This is a genomic window from Streptomyces sp. NPDC007346, assembly GCF_040703535.1.
Classification (GTDB): Bacteria; Actinomycetota; Actinomycetes; order Streptomycetales; family Streptomycetaceae; genus Streptomyces.
In genome coordinates, this window is record NZ_JBEYKR010000077.1 from 1 (window position 1) to 19,953 (window position 19,953).

The 19,953-nt window shown below is 73.1% G+C and carries 18 protein-coding genes and 2 tRNA genes; 4 read left to right on the forward strand and 16 right to left on the reverse strand.

Annotated elements, in window-relative coordinates; translation table 11 throughout:
• The first annotated feature begins 235 nt into the window (after window positions 1–235).
• Window positions 236–826 (forward strand): lytic polysaccharide monooxygenase auxiliary activity family 9 protein, encoded by a 591-nt coding sequence (locus tag AB0917_RS20430; protein WP_366821008.1) that lies wholly within the window; start codon window positions 236–238, stop codon window positions 824–826.
• Window positions 827–984: 158 nt separating this feature from the next.
• Here the strand turns inward: AB0917_RS20430 and AB0917_RS20435 are convergent.
• From AB0917_RS20435 to AB0917_RS20470, 8 genes are all read right to left on the reverse strand, one after another.
• Window positions 985–1,058, reverse strand: a tRNA-Lys gene (locus tag AB0917_RS20435).
• Between the two features lie 65 nt (window positions 1,059–1,123).
• A complete protein-coding gene (locus AB0917_RS20440; protein WP_366821009.1) occupies window positions 1,124–1,666 on the reverse strand; it encodes a hypothetical protein in 543 nt (180 codons plus the stop codon).
• A gap of 185 nt (window positions 1,667–1,851) precedes the next feature.
• Complete coding sequence (locus tag AB0917_RS20445) at window positions 1,852–2,610, reverse strand: IclR family transcriptional regulator C-terminal domain-containing protein (protein WP_366821010.1); 759 nt, start codon at window positions 2,608–2,610, stop codon at window positions 1,852–1,854.
• Window positions 2,611–2,777: 167 nt separating this feature from the next.
• Entirely contained in the window at window positions 2,778–3,623 is an 846-nt protein-coding gene (ehuA, locus tag AB0917_RS20450) for an ectoine/hydroxyectoine ABC transporter ATP-binding protein EhuA (protein WP_366821011.1), read from the reverse strand.
• Window positions 3,613–4,254 (reverse strand): ectoine/hydroxyectoine ABC transporter permease subunit EhuD, encoded by a 642-nt coding sequence (gene ehuD / locus AB0917_RS20455; RefSeq protein WP_366821012.1) that lies wholly within the window; start codon window positions 4,252–4,254, stop codon window positions 3,613–3,615. The genes ehuA and ehuD overlap by 11 nt, the downstream gene beginning before the upstream one ends.
• The gene (gene ehuC / locus AB0917_RS20460) at window positions 4,251–4,982 is read right to left on the reverse strand and encodes an ectoine/hydroxyectoine ABC transporter permease subunit EhuC (RefSeq protein ID WP_366821013.1); all 732 of its coding nucleotides are present in this window, start codon (window positions 4,980–4,982) and stop codon (window positions 4,251–4,253) included. The genes ehuD and ehuC overlap by 4 nt, the downstream gene beginning before the upstream one ends.
• Window positions 4,983–5,000: 18 nt before the next feature.
• Entirely contained in the window at window positions 5,001–5,903 is a 903-nt protein-coding gene (ehuB, locus tag AB0917_RS20465) for an ectoine/hydroxyectoine ABC transporter substrate-binding protein EhuB (RefSeq protein WP_366821014.1), read from the reverse strand.
• A gap of 165 nt (window positions 5,904–6,068) precedes the next feature.
• On the reverse strand, window positions 6,069–7,061 hold the full coding sequence (locus AB0917_RS20470; RefSeq protein ID WP_366821015.1) for a D-2-hydroxyacid dehydrogenase: 993 nt from the start codon (window positions 7,059–7,061) through the stop codon (window positions 6,069–6,071).
• 303 nt (window positions 7,062–7,364) lie between these two features.
• Between AB0917_RS20470 and AB0917_RS20475 the strand changes: the two genes are divergently transcribed.
• On the forward strand, window positions 7,365–8,132 hold the full coding sequence (locus tag AB0917_RS20475) for a decarboxylase (RefSeq protein ID WP_366821016.1): 768 nt from the start codon (window positions 7,365–7,367) through the stop codon (window positions 8,130–8,132).
• A 212-nt stretch (window positions 8,133–8,344) separates the two neighbouring features.
• On the forward strand, window positions 8,345–9,472 hold the full coding sequence (locus AB0917_RS20480; RefSeq protein ID WP_366821017.1) for an LLM class flavin-dependent oxidoreductase: 1,128 nt from the start codon (window positions 8,345–8,347) through the stop codon (window positions 9,470–9,472).
• A 106-nt stretch (window positions 9,473–9,578) separates the two neighbouring features.
• Here the strand turns inward: AB0917_RS20480 and AB0917_RS20485 are convergent, their stop codons facing one another.
• Window positions 9,579–11,489, reverse strand: a complete 1,911-nt coding sequence (locus AB0917_RS20485) for an EAL domain-containing protein (RefSeq protein ID WP_366821018.1) — start codon at window positions 11,487–11,489, stop codon at window positions 9,579–9,581.
• 403 nt (window positions 11,490–11,892) lie between these two features.
• Between AB0917_RS20485 and AB0917_RS20490 the strand changes: the two genes are divergently transcribed.
• Window positions 11,893–13,134 carry a M6 family metalloprotease domain-containing protein gene (locus tag AB0917_RS20490; protein ID WP_366821035.1) on the forward strand — a complete coding sequence of 414 codons (1,242 nt, stop codon included), beginning with the start codon at window positions 11,893–11,895 and terminating at the stop codon, window positions 13,132–13,134.
• Window positions 13,135–13,195: 61 nt separating this feature from the next.
• Here the strand turns inward: AB0917_RS20490 and AB0917_RS20495 are convergent.
• The 7 genes from AB0917_RS20495 to AB0917_RS20525 form a co-directional block, all read right to left on the reverse strand.
• Window positions 13,196–13,269: transfer RNA gene (locus AB0917_RS20495), tRNA-Lys, on the reverse strand.
• Window positions 13,260–13,946, reverse strand: coding sequence for a bifunctional DNA primase/polymerase (locus tag AB0917_RS20500; protein ID WP_366821019.1), 687 nt, complete (start codon window positions 13,944–13,946; stop codon window positions 13,260–13,262). The genes AB0917_RS20495 and AB0917_RS20500 overlap by 10 nt, the downstream gene beginning before the upstream one ends.
• A gap of 466 nt (window positions 13,947–14,412) precedes the next feature.
• The gene (locus AB0917_RS20505) at window positions 14,413–14,757 is read right to left on the reverse strand and encodes a hypothetical protein (protein WP_366821020.1); all 345 of its coding nucleotides are present in this window, start codon (window positions 14,755–14,757) and stop codon (window positions 14,413–14,415) included.
• A gap of 123 nt (window positions 14,758–14,880) precedes the next feature.
• Window positions 14,881–16,215, reverse strand: coding sequence for an AAA domain-containing protein (locus tag AB0917_RS20510; protein ID WP_366821021.1), 1,335 nt, complete (start codon window positions 16,213–16,215; stop codon window positions 14,881–14,883).
• A 26-nt stretch (window positions 16,216–16,241) separates the two neighbouring features.
• Entirely contained in the window at window positions 16,242–17,858 is a 1,617-nt protein-coding gene (locus tag AB0917_RS20515) for a hypothetical protein (RefSeq protein WP_366821022.1), read from the reverse strand.
• Entirely contained in the window at window positions 17,849–19,054 is a 1,206-nt protein-coding gene (locus tag AB0917_RS20520) for a hypothetical protein (RefSeq protein WP_366821036.1), read from the reverse strand. The genes AB0917_RS20515 and AB0917_RS20520 overlap by 10 nt, the downstream gene beginning before the upstream one ends.
• Complete coding sequence (locus tag AB0917_RS20525; protein ID WP_366821023.1) at window positions 18,957–19,931, reverse strand: phosphatase PAP2 family protein; 975 nt, start codon at window positions 19,929–19,931, stop codon at window positions 18,957–18,959. The genes AB0917_RS20520 and AB0917_RS20525 overlap by 98 nt, the downstream gene beginning before the upstream one ends.
• Window positions 19,932–19,953 lie beyond the last annotated feature (22 nt).

The window sequence follows — 19,953 nt, forward strand, 5'->3', positions numbered from 1 at the left end:
GCGGTGGCGTCGCGGCCGGGGCGGGCCTCCGGGCGGGCCAGGTGCGGGGTGGAGTTGAGCATCCGGGCCCCTTCCGCCGCTTCGGAATCCGATGCTCATTGGTCTGGACATGTTCACGAGGCGTCAATAATCTAGGACTTGGTCTAGACCGCAGTACCCACCCACCAAGCACCAAGCGCGCAGCATGTCGAGCAATGCTCATGAACCTCCCCCACGTTCTAGAGGAGCGACAGCAATGCGGAAAAAGGCAAGCGCGGCCGTCATCGGCCTGGCGATAGCGGGCGTCTCCGTCCTCGCGACCACCAGCGCCAGCGGCCACGGCTACACGGATTCCCCCATCAGCCGTCAGAAGCTGTGTGCCAACGGCACGGTCACCGGCTGCGGCAACATCCAGTGGGAGCCGCAGAGTGTCGAGGGGCTCAAGGGCTTCCCGGCAGCGGGTCCCGCCGACGGCAAGATCTGCTCCGGCGGCAACGGACAGTTCGCCCAGCTCGACGACCCGCGCGGCGGCAACTGGCCCGCCACGCAGGTCACCGGCGGACAGGGCTACAACTTCCGCTGGCAGTTCACCGCCCGCCACTCCACCAGCGACTTCCGCTACTACATCACCAAGGACGGCTGGGACTCCACCAAGCCGCTCACCCGGGCCGCGCTCGAGTCGCAGCCCTTCATGACCGTGCCGTACGGGAACCAGCAGCCGCCGGCCACGCTGACCCACCAGGGCACGATCCCCACCCAGAAGAGCGGCAAGCACATCGTGCTCGCCGTCTGGAACGTCGCGGACACGCAGAACGCGTTCTACGCGTGCTCGGACATCAAGTTCTGACGCATGGCGGGGTAGCCGTGAGGCTCCTCTGAGTTTCCGCTGTGGCTCGACACGGCGGCCCTGAGCCGGGGCCGCCGTTGCGGTGGGCGGCTGCTGAACCGGGCCGGGAACAACACAGTGGGCGGTCTCCGCGAAGGAGACCGCCCACTGGTGTGTCGTGCGCCGTCAGGGACTCGAACCCCGGACCCGCTGATTAAGAGTCAGCTGCTCTAACCAACTGAGCTAACGGCGCCTGCTGACTCGAAAATAATACCTGGTCCGCAGGGGTGCTGATGACACCCGCCTGCCGAGGCCGCCCTACGCGCTCCGGCGGGAACTCACCACGTCCGGGATCAGCGGGCCGACCCAGGCGGCGAACGGGTCCCACAGCTCCGCCCCGGCGGCCCGGACGATCTCGTTGGGATCTTCGGCGGCGTCGAGGCCGAGGCGCTCCCGCAGCCAGGTGCGGAACGCCGGGTTCGCCGGGCAGGGGTCCCACCCGTCGTCGTCCCCGCGCTCGTCGTAGTAGTCGAGGCCGTCCCACCCGCACATCGGGGACCAGCCGGCGGCGACGACGCGCAGCAGCTCGGGCAGATCGCGGGCCACGACATGGACCCCGCCGTCGTCGCCCAGGAAGAGGACCGGCAGCGTCGCGAGGTCGGCGCGGTCGTCCCGCAGCCAGATCGCGTACGTGGAGCCGGAGCCGTTCGCCTGCGCGAAGGGCCGGATACGGCCGGAGAGCTGGGGGTAGCCGCCGTCGTCCTCACCGAACGGGATCAGCTCGAAGCCGGGGGCGTAGTAGTCGTCGACGCCGCGGTCGAACTTCTGGAGCAGGTCCAGCAGCGGTATCGGTGGATGCATGGAGGTGACGCTACCTGCCCTCGGTGCTCGGTGCGCGGTGCTCAGCGCTCGGTTCCGGTGGGTCCGGCGACCCCGGTGGGTCCGGCGACCCCGGTGGGTCCGGCGGATCCGGAGGTGGGTCCGGCGGCTCCGCGGATCCTGCGGTTCCGGCGCTTCCGACACCGTAGGCCCGGCCCCGCCCGCCCCTACAGTGCCAGCGACAGCAGCACCGGGGCCGCGCGCCGGTTCAGGGTGTCGGCCGCCTCGCGGAGCCGGTGGGCGTCCTCGATCGGCAGCGACAGGGCCAGGCATCCGGCGGTGGCGCCGGCCGTCAGCGGCACCGCCGCGCAGACCGTGCCCACCGCGTACTCCTGGAGGTCCAGCACCGGGACCGTGGCGGGCTGGGTGTCCAGCTTGGAGAGGAGCACCTTCTCGCTGGTGATCGTCCGCGAGGTGAGCCGGGCGATCTTGTGCCGGGAGAGGTGGTCGCGCCGCGCCTCGTGGTCGAGCTGGGCCAGCAGGCACTTGCCGACCGCGCTCGCGTGCGCGGAGGAGCGGAAGTCCACCCACTCGTTGACCGCCGGGGTGAGCGGGCCGTCGGCGACCTGGACGACGCTGACCTCCCCGTCCACGTACCGGCTGAGGTAGACGGCGGCGCCGACCGAGTCGCGCAGCTGGTCCAGTGCGTGCTGGAGCCGGCCCTCCAGCGCCTGGCGGCGGGCCGCCCCGGAGCCGAGGAGCAGCAGGGAGGCCCCTATGACGTACGCCCCGTCGCCGACCTGCTCGACGTACCCCTCGCGGCGCAGCGTCAGGAGCAGGGAGGCCAGGTGGCCGGACGGCAGGCCCGTCTCGCGGGAGATCTGCGCGTCGGTCACACCGTTGCCGTGCCGGGAGACCGACTCGAGCACGCGCAGGGCGTACTGCACCGAGTGGAACGGTGCGGTCGGCTCGGGCTTCAACGCCACGGTGTCCCCCTAAAAGGTTGTGACCGCAAGCTCTGGCCCCACGATAGCCGCCGGGCCCCGCTTTCGGGGTGGCAGTTGACAAGCCGGTGGGGGCGCCCCGGCCCCGCTAGCTGGGGCGCACCCTTCTGGCATATGCCAGCGGCATGGGTGGTGGCGCAACTGCGAGGTCACAGCACCGCGTTGAGGAACTCGCGCGTACGTTCGTGGGACGGATCGGAGAATATTTTCTCCGGGGTCCCGGACTCCACGACCCGCCCCGCGTCGAACATCAGCACCTTCTTCGAGACGTCCCGGGCGAAGTTCATCTCGTGGGTCACGCAGACCATGGTGATGTCGGTGTTCCGCGCGATGTCGCCGAGCAGCTCCAGCACCCCCGCCACCAGCTCCGGGTCGAGCGCGGAGGTCACCTCGTCCAGCAGCAGGATCTCCGGCTCCATCGCCAGCGCGCGGGCGATGGCCACGCGCTGCTGCTGGCCGCCGGAGAGCTGGGAGGGGTGCGCGTCGACCTTGCCGGAGAGCCCCACCAGGTCCAGCAGCTCCCGGGCCCGGGTCTCCGCCGCCTCGCGGTCCTTGCCCAGGACGCTGATGGGGGCCTCGGTGATGTTCTGGAGCACCTTCATGTTGGGGAAGAGGTTGAACTGCTGGAAGACCATGCCGATCTTCTTCCGGGACTCCCGCAGCTGCTTTTCGCCCGCCGGCTTCAGCGCCCCGCCCGGGGTGCGCACGTGCGACAGAGGGGAGCCGTTGACCCAGATCACCCCGTCGCTGACCTTCTCCAGCGTCATCAGCAGCCGCAGGATCGTGGTCTTGCCCGAGCCGCTGGGGCCGATCAGGGTGACGTGCTCGCCGCGGTCGACCGTGAAGTCCAGCTCGTCCAGGACCACATGGTCGCCGTAGCGCTTGACCACCTTGTCGAAGCGGACCAGGGGCTCGCCCGTGCTCCCGGCCGCCGTGGCGGCGTCCTCGGTGGCCGGGGCCTCCGTCTTCTTCAGGGGGAGGGGTTCAGTGGCCAAGGCGCTTCTCCAGCTTTCTCATCAACAGCGACGTGGGGTAGCTCGCGACCAGGAAGATCAGGCCGGCGAGGGTGAACACCTCGGTGTACGCGAAGTGGTCGGCCCCGTACTTCCGGGCCTCGAAGACCATCTCCTGCACCGTGATCACGGCGAGGAACGGGGTCTCCTTGAACATCGAGATCGCGTAGTTCCCGAGGGCGGGCAGCACGTTGCGCACCGCCTGCGGCAGGATCACGGCCTGCCAGGTGCGCCGGGGCGGCAGCGACAGCGCGCGGCACGCCTCCCACTGGCCCTTCGGTACGCCGTCGATCCCGGCCCGGTAGACCTCGGAGGTGTACGCCGCGTAGTGGATGCCCAGCACGGCAATGCCGATGTACAGCGGTTCGACCGTGTTGAACAGGGCGGCGGCGCCCACCAGTTGGACCAGCAGCGGGGTGGAGCGGACGAACTCCGTGACGACCCGCACCGGGACCGTCACGAACTTGCTCGGCGCGCGTCCGGCCACCGCGACGGCCAGCCCCAGCACGGCCGCCACCAGGGTGCCGAGCACGGTGGCGAGCAGGGTGACCCGGAACCCCTCCAGCAGGAGGGGCAGGGACTGGCGGACGGCGTCCCAGTCGAAGCCGTTCATCGGGTACCTCCCACGGCGGTCGTGGACGCGCTGCGGCTCCTGAACAGGCTCTTCGCGCCGGTGTCCAGGCCGAGCCGCCGCTTGGCGCTCCGCTCCAGCAGGTTCATCAGCAGCGTCAGCGCGTAGGCCAGCACGAAGTAGGCGGCCAGCAGGGTCAGATAGGCGGTGAGGGTCTCACCCGTACGGTCGCGCAGCTGCTGGATCACCGTCATCAGATCGGCCGCCGAGATCAGCCACAGCAGCGGGGTGGCCTTCAGCAGCTGGATCAGCAGATTGGTGAAGGAGGGGATCATCTGCACCCAGGCCTGCGGCAGGATCACCTTCCACAGCCGCCTGGTCGGGCTCAGGTTGAGCGCGATGGCCGCCTCGTACTGCGCGCGCGGTACGGAGTTGATGGCGCCGCGCACCACTTCGGCGCCGTACGCACCGAAGTTGAGACCGAAGGCGACCACCCCGCAGATGACGGGGGCCAGTTCGTAGCCGGTCAGCAGCGGCATCGCGTAGTAGAGCCAGAACAGCTGGATGTAGAGGGAGGTCCCCCGGAAGAACTCCACGACCACCCGGGAGAACCCGCGGGCCAGGAGCAGTCGGCTGCCCGCCATCAGCCCGAGCGCGAACGCCAGGACCACGGCCAGCAGCGCGCCCAGGACCGTGGCCTCCAGCGTCACCCACAGGCCCGAGCGGACCTGGGGGAACTCCTCGGCGAGGAGGGAGAAGAAGTCACTCATGCGTGCGCGTCCGCCCCGTCAGCCCTTGCACAGATCCGCGGTCTTCAGGTCGGCGGGCGGGATCTCCGTCTCCCCGAACCCGTACTCCTCCAGCAGCCCCACATAGCGCGAGCGGTCCGACACGATCTTCTTCAGCTCGCGGTTGAAGGAGTCCCGCAGGTCCTCGTTGCCCTTGCGGAACACCGCGCCGCCGGGGGAGAACTGCGCATTGCCGTCGATCTCCGGCACGAACGCCTCGGTGACCTCGGTGTCCGGGTTGGTCTTCGCCAGCCAGCGCAGCGAGATGCCGGTGAGCAGGAACGCGTCGACCCGGCCGCCCTTGACGGCGTCGGCCCCGTCCTGCGGCTTCTGGAGCGTCTTGATCTTTCCCTCGGGTATGCCCGCGCCCTTGGCGTAACTGCCCTCCACCGCACCCGACATCACGCCGATGGTGATCCCCGCCTCCTTCGCGGAGGCCAGGTCGGTGACCTTCTTCGGGTTGCCCTTCCTCACCATCAGCGCGGTCGGCGAGATGAACTCCGGCTCGGAGAAGATCGCGTTGCCGCAGCGCTCGGGGGTGATGGCCATCCCCGCGCTGACCACGTCGTACTTGCCGGCCTGGAGCCCCGGGATCAGCCCGTCCCACTCGGAGAGCGTCGGCTTCAGCTCCTCCACGCCCAGCGCCTTGAAGATCTCCCGGTGCAGGGTCGGGGCCTCGCCCTTGAGCTCCTTGCCCTCCAGGTAGCCGTACGGCGCCTCGTTGGCGTACGCCACCCGTACGAAACCCTGCTTGCGGAGCTTGTCCAGGGCGCCCTCGCCGGTGGCGGCGCCCGAGTCGGTCTTGCTACAGGCGGTCAGGAGCCCGGGGACGACCAGGAGGCCGCCCACGGCCGCCGATCGATTGAGGAAGCCCCGGCGGGAAAGGTGAGGAAAGTCAGCCATGGTTCGCGGTCTCCTGGAGGTCGGACAGTCCGGACAGGGTGAGTGCCTGCCCGCTCCCGTACGTCTATGCAGGAAGCCGGGGCCATGTAACCGAACGGTGGCCGGAGGGTGACCTTCCCGTGGCCTGGCATGGGCGGAGAGTGACGGATCTGCTGCGGGGAGCAGTCACCGGGCGGGACTGTCCCCGATCCCCTCCGCGTCTTCGCGGGTGTCGGTGGACGGGACGTAACCCCGCTCCTTGTCCACCACGTTGGGCAACGGGTGCCCATCCGCCCATAGTTCGTACATCGCCAGGAACTGCTCGCCCAGCCGGTCGCGCCACCCCACCGTGTCCCCGCTCAGATGCGGCGAGATCAGCAGCCCCGGCACATCCCACAACGGGCTTTCCTCGCCCAGGGGTTCGTCCTGGAAGACGTCCAGCGCCGCCCCCGCCAGCCAGCGCCGCTCCAGCGCCGACACGAGGTCCGCCTCCACCACGCTCGCCCCGCGCCCCACGTTGATGAACCGGGCCGAGGGCTGGAGCAGCCCGAAGAAGCGGGTGTCGAACATCCCGTACGTGGACGGGGTCAGCGGCACCGCGGAGATCACCCAGTCCGCGCGGGCGGCCAGCGGGCCCAGGTCCTCGATGCCGTGGATCGTGCGCCGGGCGGTCCGGCCGACCAGCGCCACCTGGACGCCCAGGCCGTGCAGCAGCCGGGTGATCTCCCGTCCGATCGGGCCCGCGCCGACGACCACCGCCCGCGAACCGGCGACCTGCTGCCCCTCCCGGTGGTGCCAGCGCCGCTCCCGCTGGAGGGCCAGGGTGGTGGGCAGGTCCTTGGCGAAGGCCAGTACCAGACCGGCCACGTACTCGGCGATCGGCCGCTCGAAGACGCCCCGCGCGTTGGTCAGGACGGTGTCGGAGGCGGCCAGCTCCGGAAAGAGCAGCCGGTCCACGCCCGCGCTCGCCGCATGCACCCAGCGCGGCCGGGGGCCCGCCCCGGGCCAGGCCTCGCGCACCGCGTCGGAGGTGAAGTCCCACACCAGCAGCACATCGGCCGCCGGCAGCCGCTCGGCGAGCCCCGCCGCGTCGGTGCGCAGGACCCGGGCCCGGCCGGTCAGCCGGCCGAGGCGCGGGGAGGGGTCGGCGTCGAGGACGAGGACGACGGGTTCCGGCATCGGTGGTTCATCACTCCGCTACGTCGCAGGTCGCCAGAGGAGCAGGCGTGGTCATGATCTCCGCACGGACCACGCTCGCAGCCGCTCCCACCCGCGTCAACACGGCCGCGGCGGGACGACGGCGCGACCGGGACGGGCCCCACGGCACGACCGGCACCGGCCCCGTGGCGCGACAGGAACCGGCCCCACGGCACGGCCGGGACGGGCCCCGCTCACCCGCCGTCGTCGCCCCGCCGGGGGAATACTTGACAGGGGCAGGGGGCACCAGTGGCTTTCCGTGCCCGACGCGAAGGAAGGGTGAACATGACCACGACCGTAGGACTTCTCTACCCGGGCCACGCCGCCGAGGACGACTTCCCGCGGATCGAGATCACGCTCGACACGGACATCAGGCTGCCGCTGCTCTCCACCGAGGACGGCGAGGGCGCCTACAGCCCCGGCGCGCTGCGCGAGAGCGGGGCGCCCGAGCGGCTCGCCGAGGGCGTCGAGGAGCTGCGCCTCGCGGGCGCCGAGGCACTCGTCTGGGCGAGTCCGGGCGGCAGTTTCGTGTACGGCTGGGCCGGTGCCCACAACCAGATCGCCACGCTGGCCAGGAGCGCGGGCCTGCCCGCCTCCAGCACCGCCTTCGGCTTCGTCCACGCGGTACGGGAGCTGGGCGCCGGCCGGGTCGCCGTCGCCGCCGCCTGGCCCGAGGACGTCACCGCGCTCTTCGCCGAGTTCCTGGTGGCGGGCGGTGTGGAGGTGGTGTCCTCCGGGAGCGCCGGGGCCACCACGGCCGCCGAGGCCGCCGCCTGGGAGATCGACCGGGTCAAGGAGGCCGCGCTCGCCGCGGACCACCCGGACGCGGAGGTGCTGCTGCTCCCGGACGCGGCCCTGCACACGGCCGCGTACATCCCCGAGCTGGAGGAGGCGGTCGGCAAGCCCGTCCTCACGGCGAACCAGGTGACGGTCTGGGAGGGGCTGCGGCTGACCGACCGCCACGTCTGGGCCCCGACGCTCGGCACCCTCTTCGCCACCCGCCGGCCGGTGCCGGGCGCGGTGGAGCCGAAGGGCATCGAGGTACGGGAGTAGCCGGCCGGCACCGGCCTCCGACGGCCAGCCCCGCAAACAGGCCCCGGAACAGACCACGCAACAGGCCCGGCACGAGGCGGCGCCACAGAAGGCCCCCGCAGCAGGCCGCGCAAGGGACTCCGCCACCGGCCCGGAATAAACGGAGCCATCCTCCTGTTGTACGTCTCCGATACGCGTACGTACGACGAGCACCACCGGGAGAGGGCCGACACGTGGACGAGATCCGAGGCGACGAGACGGGCGGCGGCACGGGCGGCGACGGGATCCGGGGTACGGCGGCGGGCACCGCCCCCGTACCGCTCTCCGTGCTCGACCTGGTGACCGTGGGGCAGGGGCGCACCGCGACCCAGGCCCTGCGTACCGGCGTGGAGATCGCCAAGCTCACCGAGGCCCGCGGCTTCCACCGCTACTGGGTCGCCGAGCACCACTCCATGCCCGGGGTCGCCTCGTCCTCCCCGGCCGTGATCCTCGCCCACATCGCCGCCCACACCGACCGCATCCGCCTCGGCTCCGGCGGCGTGATGCTGCCCAACCACGCCCCGCTGGTGATCGCGGAGCAGTTCGGCACCCTGGAGGCGATGGCCCCCGGCCGCGTCGACCTGGGCCTGGGCCGGGCCCCCGGGACCGACGGCGCGACGGCCGCCGCCCTGCGCCGGAGCGACCGGCTCAACGAGGGCGCCGATGAGTTCCCGCAGCAGCTGAGCGAGCTGATCCGGTTCCTGGACGACGACTTCCCCGACGGGCACCCGTACGCACGCATCCACGCCGTACCGGGCCCGGTCCAGGCGACCGCCGACGGCGGGGTGCAGTCCGCGCACCGGCCGCCCGTCTGGCTGCTCGGCTCCTCCGGCTTCAGCGCCCGGCTGGCCGGCACGCTGGGTCTGCCGTTCGCCTTCGCCCACCACTTCTCGGCGCAGAACACCATCCCGGCGCTCGACCTGTACCGCAGCTCCTTCCGGCCCTCCGCCGTGCTGGACGCCCCGTACGCCCTGATCGGGGTCTCCGCGCTCGCCGCCGACGAGGAGCGCGAGGCCCGCCGCCAGGTGCTGACCGGCGCCCTGTCGATGGTCCGGCTGCGCACCGGGCGGCCGGGGCTGATCCCGAGCCCGGAGGAGGCGGCGGCGTACGACTTCTCCCCGATGGAGCAGGAGTTCGTCGACGGCTGGCTCTCCAACGTGATCCACGGCACCGCCGACGAGGTCCGCACCGGCCTGGACGACCTGGCCAAGCGCACCGGCGCCGACGAGCTGATGATCACCGCCAACGCGCACGGCGGCGACGCGCGGCTGCGCAGCTACGAGCTGATCGCGGACGCGTACGGGCTGCCGCGTCCCGCCTGAGCCGTACGGGCTGCCGCGCCGCGCCTGAGGCGTACGGGCTGCCCGCCGCCTAGGGGTGTCTGACCATGCGGCGCCGCCCGTCCGCGCCGCACTGCTCGGAGACCCCCTAAGCCTCTTCGGCCGCCGGCCGGGCCGTGATCAGCGCCGCGATCAGCTCCGGCGCCACGGCCCGGGAGTACAGCCACCCCTGCCCGGTGTCGCAGCCGATCCGGCGCAGCCGCTCCGCCTGCCCGGCCGTCTCCACGCACTCCGCGGTGACGGTCAGGCCCAGGCGGTGCGCCAGCTGCACCATCGCCTCCACGATCGTCTCGTCGGCGGGGCTGGGGTGCGTACCGTCCTCGTACCGGAAGCCCTTCACGAACGCCCCGTCCAGCTTCAGCACGGAGACGGGCAGCCGGCTGAGGTAGGCGAGGTTGGAATACCCGGTGCCGAAGTCGTCGATGGCGATCCGTACGCCCATGTCGCTCAGCGCCTGGAGCGCCCGCAGCGGGCGGCCCCCGGAGCCCATCACCGCCGACTCGGTCAGCTCCAGCTGGAGCAGCCCGGGGGCCAGGCCCGTCTCGCCCAGGATCTGCGCCACATCGGCGACCAGGTCGGAGTCCCAGACCTGGCGTACGGCGACGTTGACGCTGATGAAGAGCGCCGGTTCGTCCGGGTGGTCCAGCTGCCAGCGCCGCGCCTGGCGGCACGCGGTGCGCAGCACCCACTGGCCGAGCTGGACGATCGAGCCGTCCTCCTCGGCGATCCCGACGAACCGATTCGGCGAGAGCACCCCGAACTGCGGGTGGTTCCAGCGCACCAGCGCCTCCACCCCGCGCACCACCCCGTCCGCCATGCCGACCAGCGGCTGGTATTCCAGGGTGAACTCGCCGCGCTCCACGGCGGGCCGGAGCGTGGAGGAGAGCGCCTGGCGGGTCATGCGGTGGGCGTTGCGCTCGGGGTCGAAGAGGGTCCAGCGGGCCCGGCCGTCGGCCTTGGCCCAGTACAGCGTGGTGTCGGCTGCCTGCATCAGACCGGTCGGTGAGGTGCCGGCCACCGGTCGCTCCACCACCCCGATCGAGGCGGAGACCGAGAGCCGCTGCCCGGCCAGGTCGAAGGGGTGCTGGAGGGCGGTCAGGACCGCGCGGGCCAGCTCGGTCAGCGCCTCCGTACCGCCCGAGTCCTCCACCAGGATCGCGAACTCGTCGCCGCCCAGGCGCGCCACCAGCCGGCTGCCGCCCGGGTTGCGGCTCGCGTCCGTCTCGGCGCAGTCGGTGAGCCGCCCGGCGACGGCGGCCAGGAGCCGGTCCCCGATCCGGTGGCCGAGGGTGTCGTTGACGGCCTTGAAGCCGTCCAGGTCCAGGTAGCAGAGCCCGATCCGGCCGTGCCGGGGGAGCATCGAGTCGTCCTGGTACGGCGGGGTCTCCAGGGCCACCGAGAGCCGCTCGAAGAACAGGGTCCGGTTGGGCAGCCGGGTCACCGGGTCGTGCATCTGGAGGTGGCGCAGCCGGTCCTGGAGCTCGCGCCGGTCGCTGATGTCCGCCACCGTCAGCAGGACCCGCGCGGGCTCGGACGCCGACGTCCCGGTCATGGGGACGACGGTGACCTCGGCCCACAGGGTGCGCCCGTCGGGGTGCTTGAGGCGCCGGGTGCAGCGGAACCGGGAGCGGCGGCCCTGGAGCACCTCGCGGTAGGCGTGCCAGGTGCGGTCGTCGGAGGCGAGGTCCACCAGCTCGCACGCCTGCCGGTCGGCCAGCGAGCCGGGCGTCGTGCCCAGGAGCCCGCCGAGCGCGTCATTGGCCCGTACGACATGTCCTCGGCCGTCCACCACGGCCATGGGGAGGGTGGCGGCGTTGAAGGCGGCCCGGTGGTCGCGCAGCTCGGTGGCGGCGGTGTCCGCCGCGCTCCGGAGGGGGCCCGCGGGGCGTGCCGTACGGCCTCCGGCAGGCCCTGCCGTATGACGCTCCGTGACCGGCGTGTCCACGGCGTCCGGGGATGTGCCTGCCGGGGCCCTGGGCCCTTCGGAGGTTCCGCTCACCGCTCGCTCCCGCTGTGAAGGTTGTCGTGAACAGGTGGGGTCGGACAGGGCACCGGGTGGTGAACCCTTGGAGGGGCCCGATCCACGCGGGAAAGCGTGGTGAAGCATAGAGGGTGGCGCATCGGGCGTTCCAGCTCGCATCCGGACAGGGCTCGACCGAACGGCCGGTCTATGACATTCCGCTTTGCCCGGTCCTGGTGGTTTCTGCGCGTTTCTGTTGCATCGGCCTGCCGAACCGGTCGATGGTGACGTTCCGTGATGGTCTGGGGTGGGGTGCCGTCGGGCGTCGACCCTGCGATCCATGGTGCCTGTGTGACCCGTGTGGGGCAGCACAACAGGGCGGATCATCACGAACCGGCACAGGGTGGACGAGACGTACCGCGTTCCCCACCCGGAGGTCGATGTGCAGCGTGAGCCCGGACGCGGGGGAGCGGAGCGGCTGAGGCTGCGCGGTATTGCGGCCGCCGTGACCTCCCTGACGGCGCTCGCCGCCACCTCGCTCGTCGCCGGCCCGGCCGCGGCCGTCACGCGTGACGCGGCCCCGTGCGTGCTCCCCAGGACGGCGGCGCACCACTCGCTGGGCCTGGACACCTGGAACGGGGCCTACCCCCGGCCCGGCCGGCACCTCGACGCGGTGATGATCTTCCTCTCCTTCCCGGACTCCGCCCCCGTGCTCACCCCCGACGTGCTGGCCGCCGACCACTTCCCCTCGACCACCCGCTTCTTCGAGCGCGCCAGCTACGGCCGGTTCACCCTGCGCCCGCACCCCCGGCGGAGCTGGACGCAGATGCCCCGCGCCTCCACCTGGTACGGCATAGAGCGCGACTGGGACGCGAAGCGGCGCACCGCCTACCTGCGCGACGCCATCGCCGCCGCCGACCCGGACGTCGACTTCTCGGCGTACGACATCGTCTACCTGGTCGCCGACCCGGACGCCCCGGGCGTCGACTCCGACGCCACCAAGGTCGTCAACTTCGACCGGCCGTTGCGCGCCGACTCCACCGACATCCGGCGCGTCGTCACCGTCTTCGAGCAGCACCCGCCCGACCGCAACGTCCTCGCCCACGAGACCGGGCACGTCTTCGATCTGGCCGACCTCTACCACCGGCCCACCGACGGCAAGGGCGACTGGGACACCCACGTCGGCGACTGGGACGTCATGGGCAGCCAGTTCGGCCTGGCCCCCGAGCTCTTCGGCTGGCACAAGTGGAAGCTCGGCTGGCTGGAGGGGCCCCAGGTCGTCTGCGTCCAGGGCTCGGCCGACCTCACCCTGGAGCCGGTCTCCGCCGCCCCCGTGCCCGGCGGGTCGATCGGGACCCGGCTCGCCGTCGTCCGCACCGGCCAGGACAGCGTCCTGGCGATCGAGGCCCGCGGCGCCACCGGGAACGACCGGGGGACCTGCACCGAGGGCATCCTGATCTACCGGGTCCGCGGCCATACGGCCTCCGGGGGCGGCCCGGTCGAGGTGATCGACACCCACCCGGAGACCGGTTCCTGCTGGGACCGCTCGGTCTACCCGCCGCTCGCGGACGCCCCGCTCACGGAGGGCGAGACCTATACGGTGCCGGGCGAGCGCACCCGCGTGGAGGTCGCGGACCGTACGCCGTCCGGCTCCTGGACGGTCAGGATCACCGCCGGGGTCTGAGGCTCCCCGAGGACGGAACACGAAGAAGCCCCTCGCTTCCGCGAGGGGCTTCTTCCGTCTGTGCGCCGTCAGGGACTCGAACCCCGGACCCGCTGATTAAGAGTCAGCTGCTCTAACCAACTGAGCTAACGGCGCCTGCTGACGTCGTAGACATTAGCACCCTGATCCGCCCGAGGAAAAATCGAATGACCGGACCCCTGGGACTCCTCCGACCGGCTGACCCGCACACACGCCCAGAGCAGCACGTCGGGGCCGGGCAGCCACGGGCCACGGGTGTCGGGCGCCACCAGCCAGCGCGGCCCGGAACCACCGGACGGGCAGGTCAGCGGGGGTACGGTGACGGCGTCGCCGGTCCCGTGGCAGAGCAGCGGGGGCACCTGTGTGCGCTGCGGGCGGGACGCCTCACCACCGCGCGACCCCCACTCCTCCCAGGCCAGCAGCGAGGGCAGTCGCTGGGCCGTTCCGGGGCTGGCGAAGAGCAGCATCCGGCCCCGGTGCACGGCGACGGGCCCGGTGCCGGGGCCCTCCGCCCAGAGCCGCTCCAGCATCCGCCGCCCGAACAGTACGGGCACGTTGACGACGTCGAACTGGGAGCCGCAGGGGAGCACCCCGGGGGAGGCCGGGCGCTCCTGCCACTGCGCGAGGGTGGAGCGCGGGTAGGCGGAGGCGCCCGCCAGCCAGGCGGCACCGGCGGCGGTCACCTGGGCGGCCTGCGCTCCCGTCCGGTCCCGCAGCAGGGCGAAGATGTCGACGGCGTGGGCCGCGGCTCCGCCGGCCTGCAGGGTCGTTTCGTCTTTCAGCCATGCGCTCATGAAGCACAGGTCTACCGTGCGTGACGGAGAGGATTCCGAGAGTTGCCGGAAACCGGGACAGGGTGGGAGGGGGAGGAGTATCTTGCGCACCCTGCATATGCCACGGGACCTGACCTCTGGTCTGAGGACCGCCGGGGCCTCCGGGGCCCGGGGCCGCCGGGGCCTGCGGGGACGCCGGGGGCCTGCGGGGCCGCCGGGCCTCCGAGCTTCCGGGGCCGCCGGGGCCGCAGGGCCTGTGGGGCCGCCGGGCCGCCGAGCCTCCGAGCTTCCGGGGCCGCCGGGCCTCCGAGACTGCCGGGGACGCCGAGGCTTTCGGGGTCTCGGGTGACGTAGAGCCTCCGGACTCCCTGAACCGCCGAGACCCTCAGAGCCCCGGGGCCGGGCGTCAGGGACTGGAGGCGGCCGGGCATCGGGCGCCGGACGCGGCCGTCCGGCAGGGCACCGGGAGCGGCGGCGGCAGCGGGCGTCAGGCCGTCGAGGAGGCGTCCAGCAGGGAGCGCCCGAACTCGATCATCTTCTTCGCGTAGTCCTCGGTCCACTCCGCGCGCTCCGCGACATCCGCCGCGGTCAGCCGGTCGAACCGGCGCGGATCGGCGAGCTGCGCCGCCGCCATGGCCTGGAACTCCACCGACCGGTCCGTCGCCGCGCGGAAGGCCTGCGTCAGCTCGGTCGCGCGGGCCAGCAGCTCCCGGGGGTCCTCCAACGACTCCAGGTCGAAGAAGTGCTCCGGGTCGGCTGCCGCCTGAGACGGCTCGAAGAGCAGCGGCGCGGGGCGCAGCCGCTGCCGTTCGTTCCGCTCGGACTGTGTCATGTGCTGTTCCTCTCTGGGGGGCTCCTTCCGATCAGGGTCGGACAGGACGGCCACCCTCCATTGTCCAACCCCGCGCAAGAGGGCCACAGGCCTTGCGCCTGGGGGCCTCGGGCCTCGCGCCTCCTACGGCTTCCACCGCACCCGGTGCTCGGAGAGGTGGGCCAGCACCGCGTGGTTCGCCTCCCAGCCGTCGGGGAACTTCACCGTGACACCGAGCTGGACCGGCTCCGTGGACGGGTGCTCGTCCAGCAGCTCCGCCACCCCCTCCCGGCAGACCACGACGCAGGCGTGCCGGTGGCGCGAGGCCAGCACGCACAGCCGGCCCGTCTCCAGGTGGAACGCGGTGGCGTCGGGGCGCCCCGACAGCGGGTGCAGGACCACCGTGACGTCGAACTCGCGGCCCTGGAGCCGGTTGGCCGTGTCCACGGCCACCCCCGTGACGCCCAGCTCCGCGAGGGCCGCCCGCACCGCCGCCGCCTGGTCGCGGTGGGCCGTGCCGACCGCCACCCGGTCCGCCGTCACCGGCACCGGGTCCTTCGACCGCTCGCTGGTGGCGACGCCGCCCCGGTCCAGCAGCCGCCGGACCACCAGCGCCACCGCCCGTACCGCCTCGGGGTCGGTGCGCGGGGTGTGCCGGGCCGGCAGCTCCAGCAGCCCCCACCCGGCCTCGGCCGCCTCGTCCAGCACCCGGTCAGGCCCGGACCCGTCCGAGGCCACCCCGAACGAGAGCTTCCGGTCCCCGTGGTCCGTACCGCTGCGGAACGGCGTGTACGGGTAGAACGCGGCCGACACCAGCGGCGCCGCCGACGCCGGGAGCCGCCAGGAGACCGGCAGCCGGTGCTGCGGCAGCTGCGGGTTGTGCGCCAGCAGCGTGGAGACCGCGCTCGCGGAGGGGTCGTAGCTCAGCCCCGCCCACTGGTCCGCGCCGACGATCGAGAACGGGTCCAGCTGCCCCGGGTCCCCGACGAACAGCGCCCGCTCGAAGAGCCCGGCCACGGCCAGCAGCGCGTCCGAGCGCATCTGGTACGCCTCGTCGACGATCGCGTGCCCCCACGGCTCCACGTTCTTCACGTGCGCCCACTTGGCGGCCGTCGAGATCACCACGTCGAGCCCGGCCAGATCCGCCGCCTTCGCCGACTTCGTCACGTTGTCGAGGCCGTCGAGCACCTTGTCGTACGGGTCGGAGTCGTTGCTGTGCAGCCGGCCCACCGGCAGCTCCGGGTCCTTCTCCGCGAGCCGCACCACCAGGTCGTCGACCTGGGCGTTGGTCTGCGCGACCACCATCAGCGGGTGCCCGGCGGCGGCCAGCTCCAGGGCCGCCCGGACCACCAGGGTCGACTTCCCGGCGCCGGGCGGGGAGTCCACGACGATGCCCCGGGCGCTGCCGCGCAGGGTGTCGTCGAGGATCGCCCCGGTCGCCCGCGCCGCCTCCGCACCCGGATCGAAGCCGGTCCTCACAGCGGGCCCTCCCCGGCCGACGGTCGTCACAGCAGGTCCTCCGGGGTCACGGGGTCGGGGTGCTCCGCGCGCGTGGCGGCGTCCGCGCCCGGGGGGCCGCCGTGGGTCCACGGGGTCTCCTCCGGGTCGGGGAGCTTCGGGCCACCGCGCTGATCGTGCTCGAACAGGGTCCAGGCGATCCGCTCACCCGGCTCCGGCAGCGAACCGGGCGCCGGCTCCTTGCCCCGGCCCATCCGGTCCATGATCCGCAGCACGAGCACGATGTCGTCCTGGCCGGGGCCGTCGGAGACGTACCCCACGAACTCCGCCGCCTGCGGCTTTCCGTCCAGCGAGCGGTACACCCGCGTCCGCTCGCCCAGGTGCGGCCGCTCGTCCGTGCGGAGGGTGACCAGCGGGCGGGGGGAGGGCCGCTTGGACTCCGTGTACGCCATCTCGACCTCGGTCACCTCCGCCAGGAACGCCTCGCCCGCCAGCCGCCGCCCGGCCAGCACCAGCGGATCGTCCAGCGCCTCCTGCGCCTCCAGCTGGGCCTGCGCGGTCTCCCGGGAGGCCAGCTTCTGGGCCGCCGTCACCGCGTCGTCGCGGCGCGGCTGCGGCGGCTCGCCGGAGCGCACCCGGTCCCGGTGGGCGGTGAACGACCAGCGGTCCCGGGTCCAGCGGTCCTCGGCCCTGGACCCCTCGGGCAGCTCCCGCAGCAGGTCCAGCCCCTGCCACACCCGGTCCCAGGTCGGCAGCATCACGTTCGCGAGGAGGGAGCGGATCTCCCGCTCGGCGTTGCTCAGCGCGCCGAGCCGCTCGTCGGCCGCGAGCCCGTCCTCGGCCGCCGCCAGCGCCGTACGGGCCCGGTCGTACTTCTCGATCGCGGGGGCGAGGCGCCGGTTGTCGAAGGCCGGGTCGGTGGCGGGTCCGGCGGGCGGGCAGAGCAGCTGCCCGTCCTGGTCACGGGCGAGCTCGGCCCGCAGGGCGGCCTCCGCGCCGGAGGTGCCCCCCGGCGGGTCGATCCAGGAGAGCAGCGCCCCCAGGTGCTGGTCCTCCAGGCTGCTCTGGCCGGTCGCCCAGTGCCGGTTCAGCAGGTCCGTGGCGGCGAGGAGCAGCGAGGAGCCGGGCACCCGGGCCCGCTCCCCGTAGTGCGTGAGCCAGCGGCCGAGCAGCGGGACCCGCGCCGGGGCGGGGTACGGCGTCTCCGGGTCGTCCTCGGCGGTCCGGCGGAACCGCATGGAGCGGCCGAGCAGCCGCACGAACTCGATGCCCGCCCGGCTCGGCACGATCAGCTGCGGGGCGTTTGTGCACAGCTCGACCTCGACCTTGGTCTTCCTGCCGGTCGCCGGGTCGGTCTCGTTGCGCTCGGCGGGCTCGACCACGTCCGCGTACGCCTCGATGTGCGGCAGCACCGCCTCCGCCAGCTCGGCCAGGAACGCGAACCGCAGGTCCCGGTCGCGCGGCTGGGCCACGGCCAGCAGCCGGGGCTGATCGCGGTCCGTGCCGACCAGGGCGCCGAGCGGGGCCCCGGCCTCCCCGGCGGTGGTGAGCGGCACCAGGACGAGCGGCCGGTCGGTGAGGTGGCGGTGGCGGACGGTCGCCAGCGGCTGGGCGCGGCCCGAGTCGACGGCCTCCAGCCGGGCGAGCGTGGTGATCAGCGACATACGGCCGCCCCCTCCGGCGCCTCGGCGCGCAGCACGGCGGCGCTCTCCAGCGCCTCGGCGCGCAGGGCGGCGGCCCGGCGCAGCGCGGCCACCGTCGGGTCGGCGGGGTCGCCCTCCTTGCCCGCGGCGGCGGCCAGCACCCCGGCCACCGTGGTCAGCCCGCCCAGCTCCCCGCGCACGCTCCGGCCGAGCGACTCCACGGCCCCCTCGGCCCGGGACCGCGCCCGGCAGTGGAAGGCCAGCTCGCAGGCGGCCAGGCACTCGGGGGCGTAGGCCGCGGTGACGGAGGAGACGGCGGACTCCAGCTCCTGCGGCGAGCACGCCGGATCGAACGTCGTCCCCTCGGGGAGCGCCTCGGCGATGTCCTCGACGCGGGTCAGCCGGGTGAGCTGGCGGCGGGTGACGGCGCGCTGCTTGCGTACGTCGACGACGGAGGCGGTCGGCAGGTTGGAGAAGTCCTTCGGGCAGACCAGCAGCGCCCGGTGGCCGACCTCGGCCCCCTCGGTCACCGCCGCCACCCGCTCCAGGGCCAGCACGTACACCGCGGCCTGGCGGGCGGCGGCCCCGACCTTCGCGGCGTCGGCGGAGGCGTCGATCATCGGGAACGACTTGATCTCGACCACCGTCCACCGGCCGTCGGGGTGCACCACCACGGCGTCCGGCTCCAGATAGGCGGGGGAGCCCGCCACCTCCAAGGCCAGCATCGGGTGGTCCAGCAGCGCCCAGCAGCCCGCCGCCGTCGCCTCCCGCAGCGCGAGCGCGGTCCGGGCGGCCCGGCCCTCGGGCCCCGCCGCGCCCAGATCGGGCAGCAGGGCGTCGCCCGCCGGGGCCGGGGAGCCGCCGCCGAGGTGCTCGTACAGCAGGCGCAGCAGCTCGGTGCCGCCGTCGGCCTTGACCTTGGCCTCGAACGCGTTGCCCCGCATGAAGGCGAACTGGGACTGCCCGAAGGGGGCGGGGGAGCCGAGCGCCTCGGCCAGCACGCCCTTGTCGACCCCGGCCCCGTCGAGCAGGGCGCGGCGCTTGCAGCCGGGGTTGGCGGCGAGGGCGGCCAGGGCGCGGGCGTCCAGCGGGTGCGGTGCGACGGAGGGGCCGCGCAGCTCAGCGAGCCGCTGCCGGAGCGTCGTCGTTCGCTGCGGTGCCTGCGCGGTCGGCTCCGACGGGGTCTGCCGCGCCGTCGGCTGCCGCGTCGGGGGAATCTGCGGAGGAGGTCCGCTGGCCGGGGATTCGCTCACCCGCGGAAGTCTTGCATCCGGCACTGACAATCGGGGACTCCGCGGGCCCGGAGGCCGTACGCGCGACGGCCCAGGCGGCCCGCAGACGCCCCTTGACCCGGTCGGCCAGCCGCATGACCGGCCTGGTCAGCAGGGCCCCGGCCGCCATGACGGCCGCACCGGCGACCGCGTCCAGGAAATAGTGGTTGGCGGTGCCCATGACGATGATCGTGGTGATCAGGGGGTAGGCGACGCCCGCCGCCCGCAGCAGCGGGTGCCTGGCGTGGCGCCACAGCAGGATCCCGCACCACAGCGACCAGCCGACGTGCAGGCTCGGCATGGCGGCGTACTGGTTGGTCATCCCGCTCAGCCCGCGCGGGGCGCTCGCGCCCTCGCCCCACCAGCCGTACGCGCTGTACTGCGCCATCGTGTCGACGAAGCCGTGGCTCGCGTCCAGCAGCCGGGGCGGGCAGGTCGGCATCAGGGTGAAGCCGACCAGACCGAGCAGGGTCGAGTTCATCAGCCAGACCCGGGCCGCCCGGTACACGGCCGACCTGCGCCGGAACATCCAGACCAGGACCGCCGGGGTGACCACGTAGTGCAGGGAGGCGTACGCGAAGTCGGCGGGTATGCCCAGGGACGGGGTGCTGGTGAAGAGGCGGTTGAGCGGGTGCTCGGCGTTGAGGTGGAGCGCCTGTTCGAGCCGGAGGATCGCCAGGCCGTTGTCGACCGCCGTCGACACGTCCCCGCGGACCAGGAGGCGGCCCACCGAGTACAGGCAGTACACCACCGCGATCAGTGGGAGCTCCGTCCACCAGCGGGGCCGATGACCGGTCGCGGGCAGGGCGGTGTCGTGCGGCATCCGGTGGCTCTCCCCATGTTCA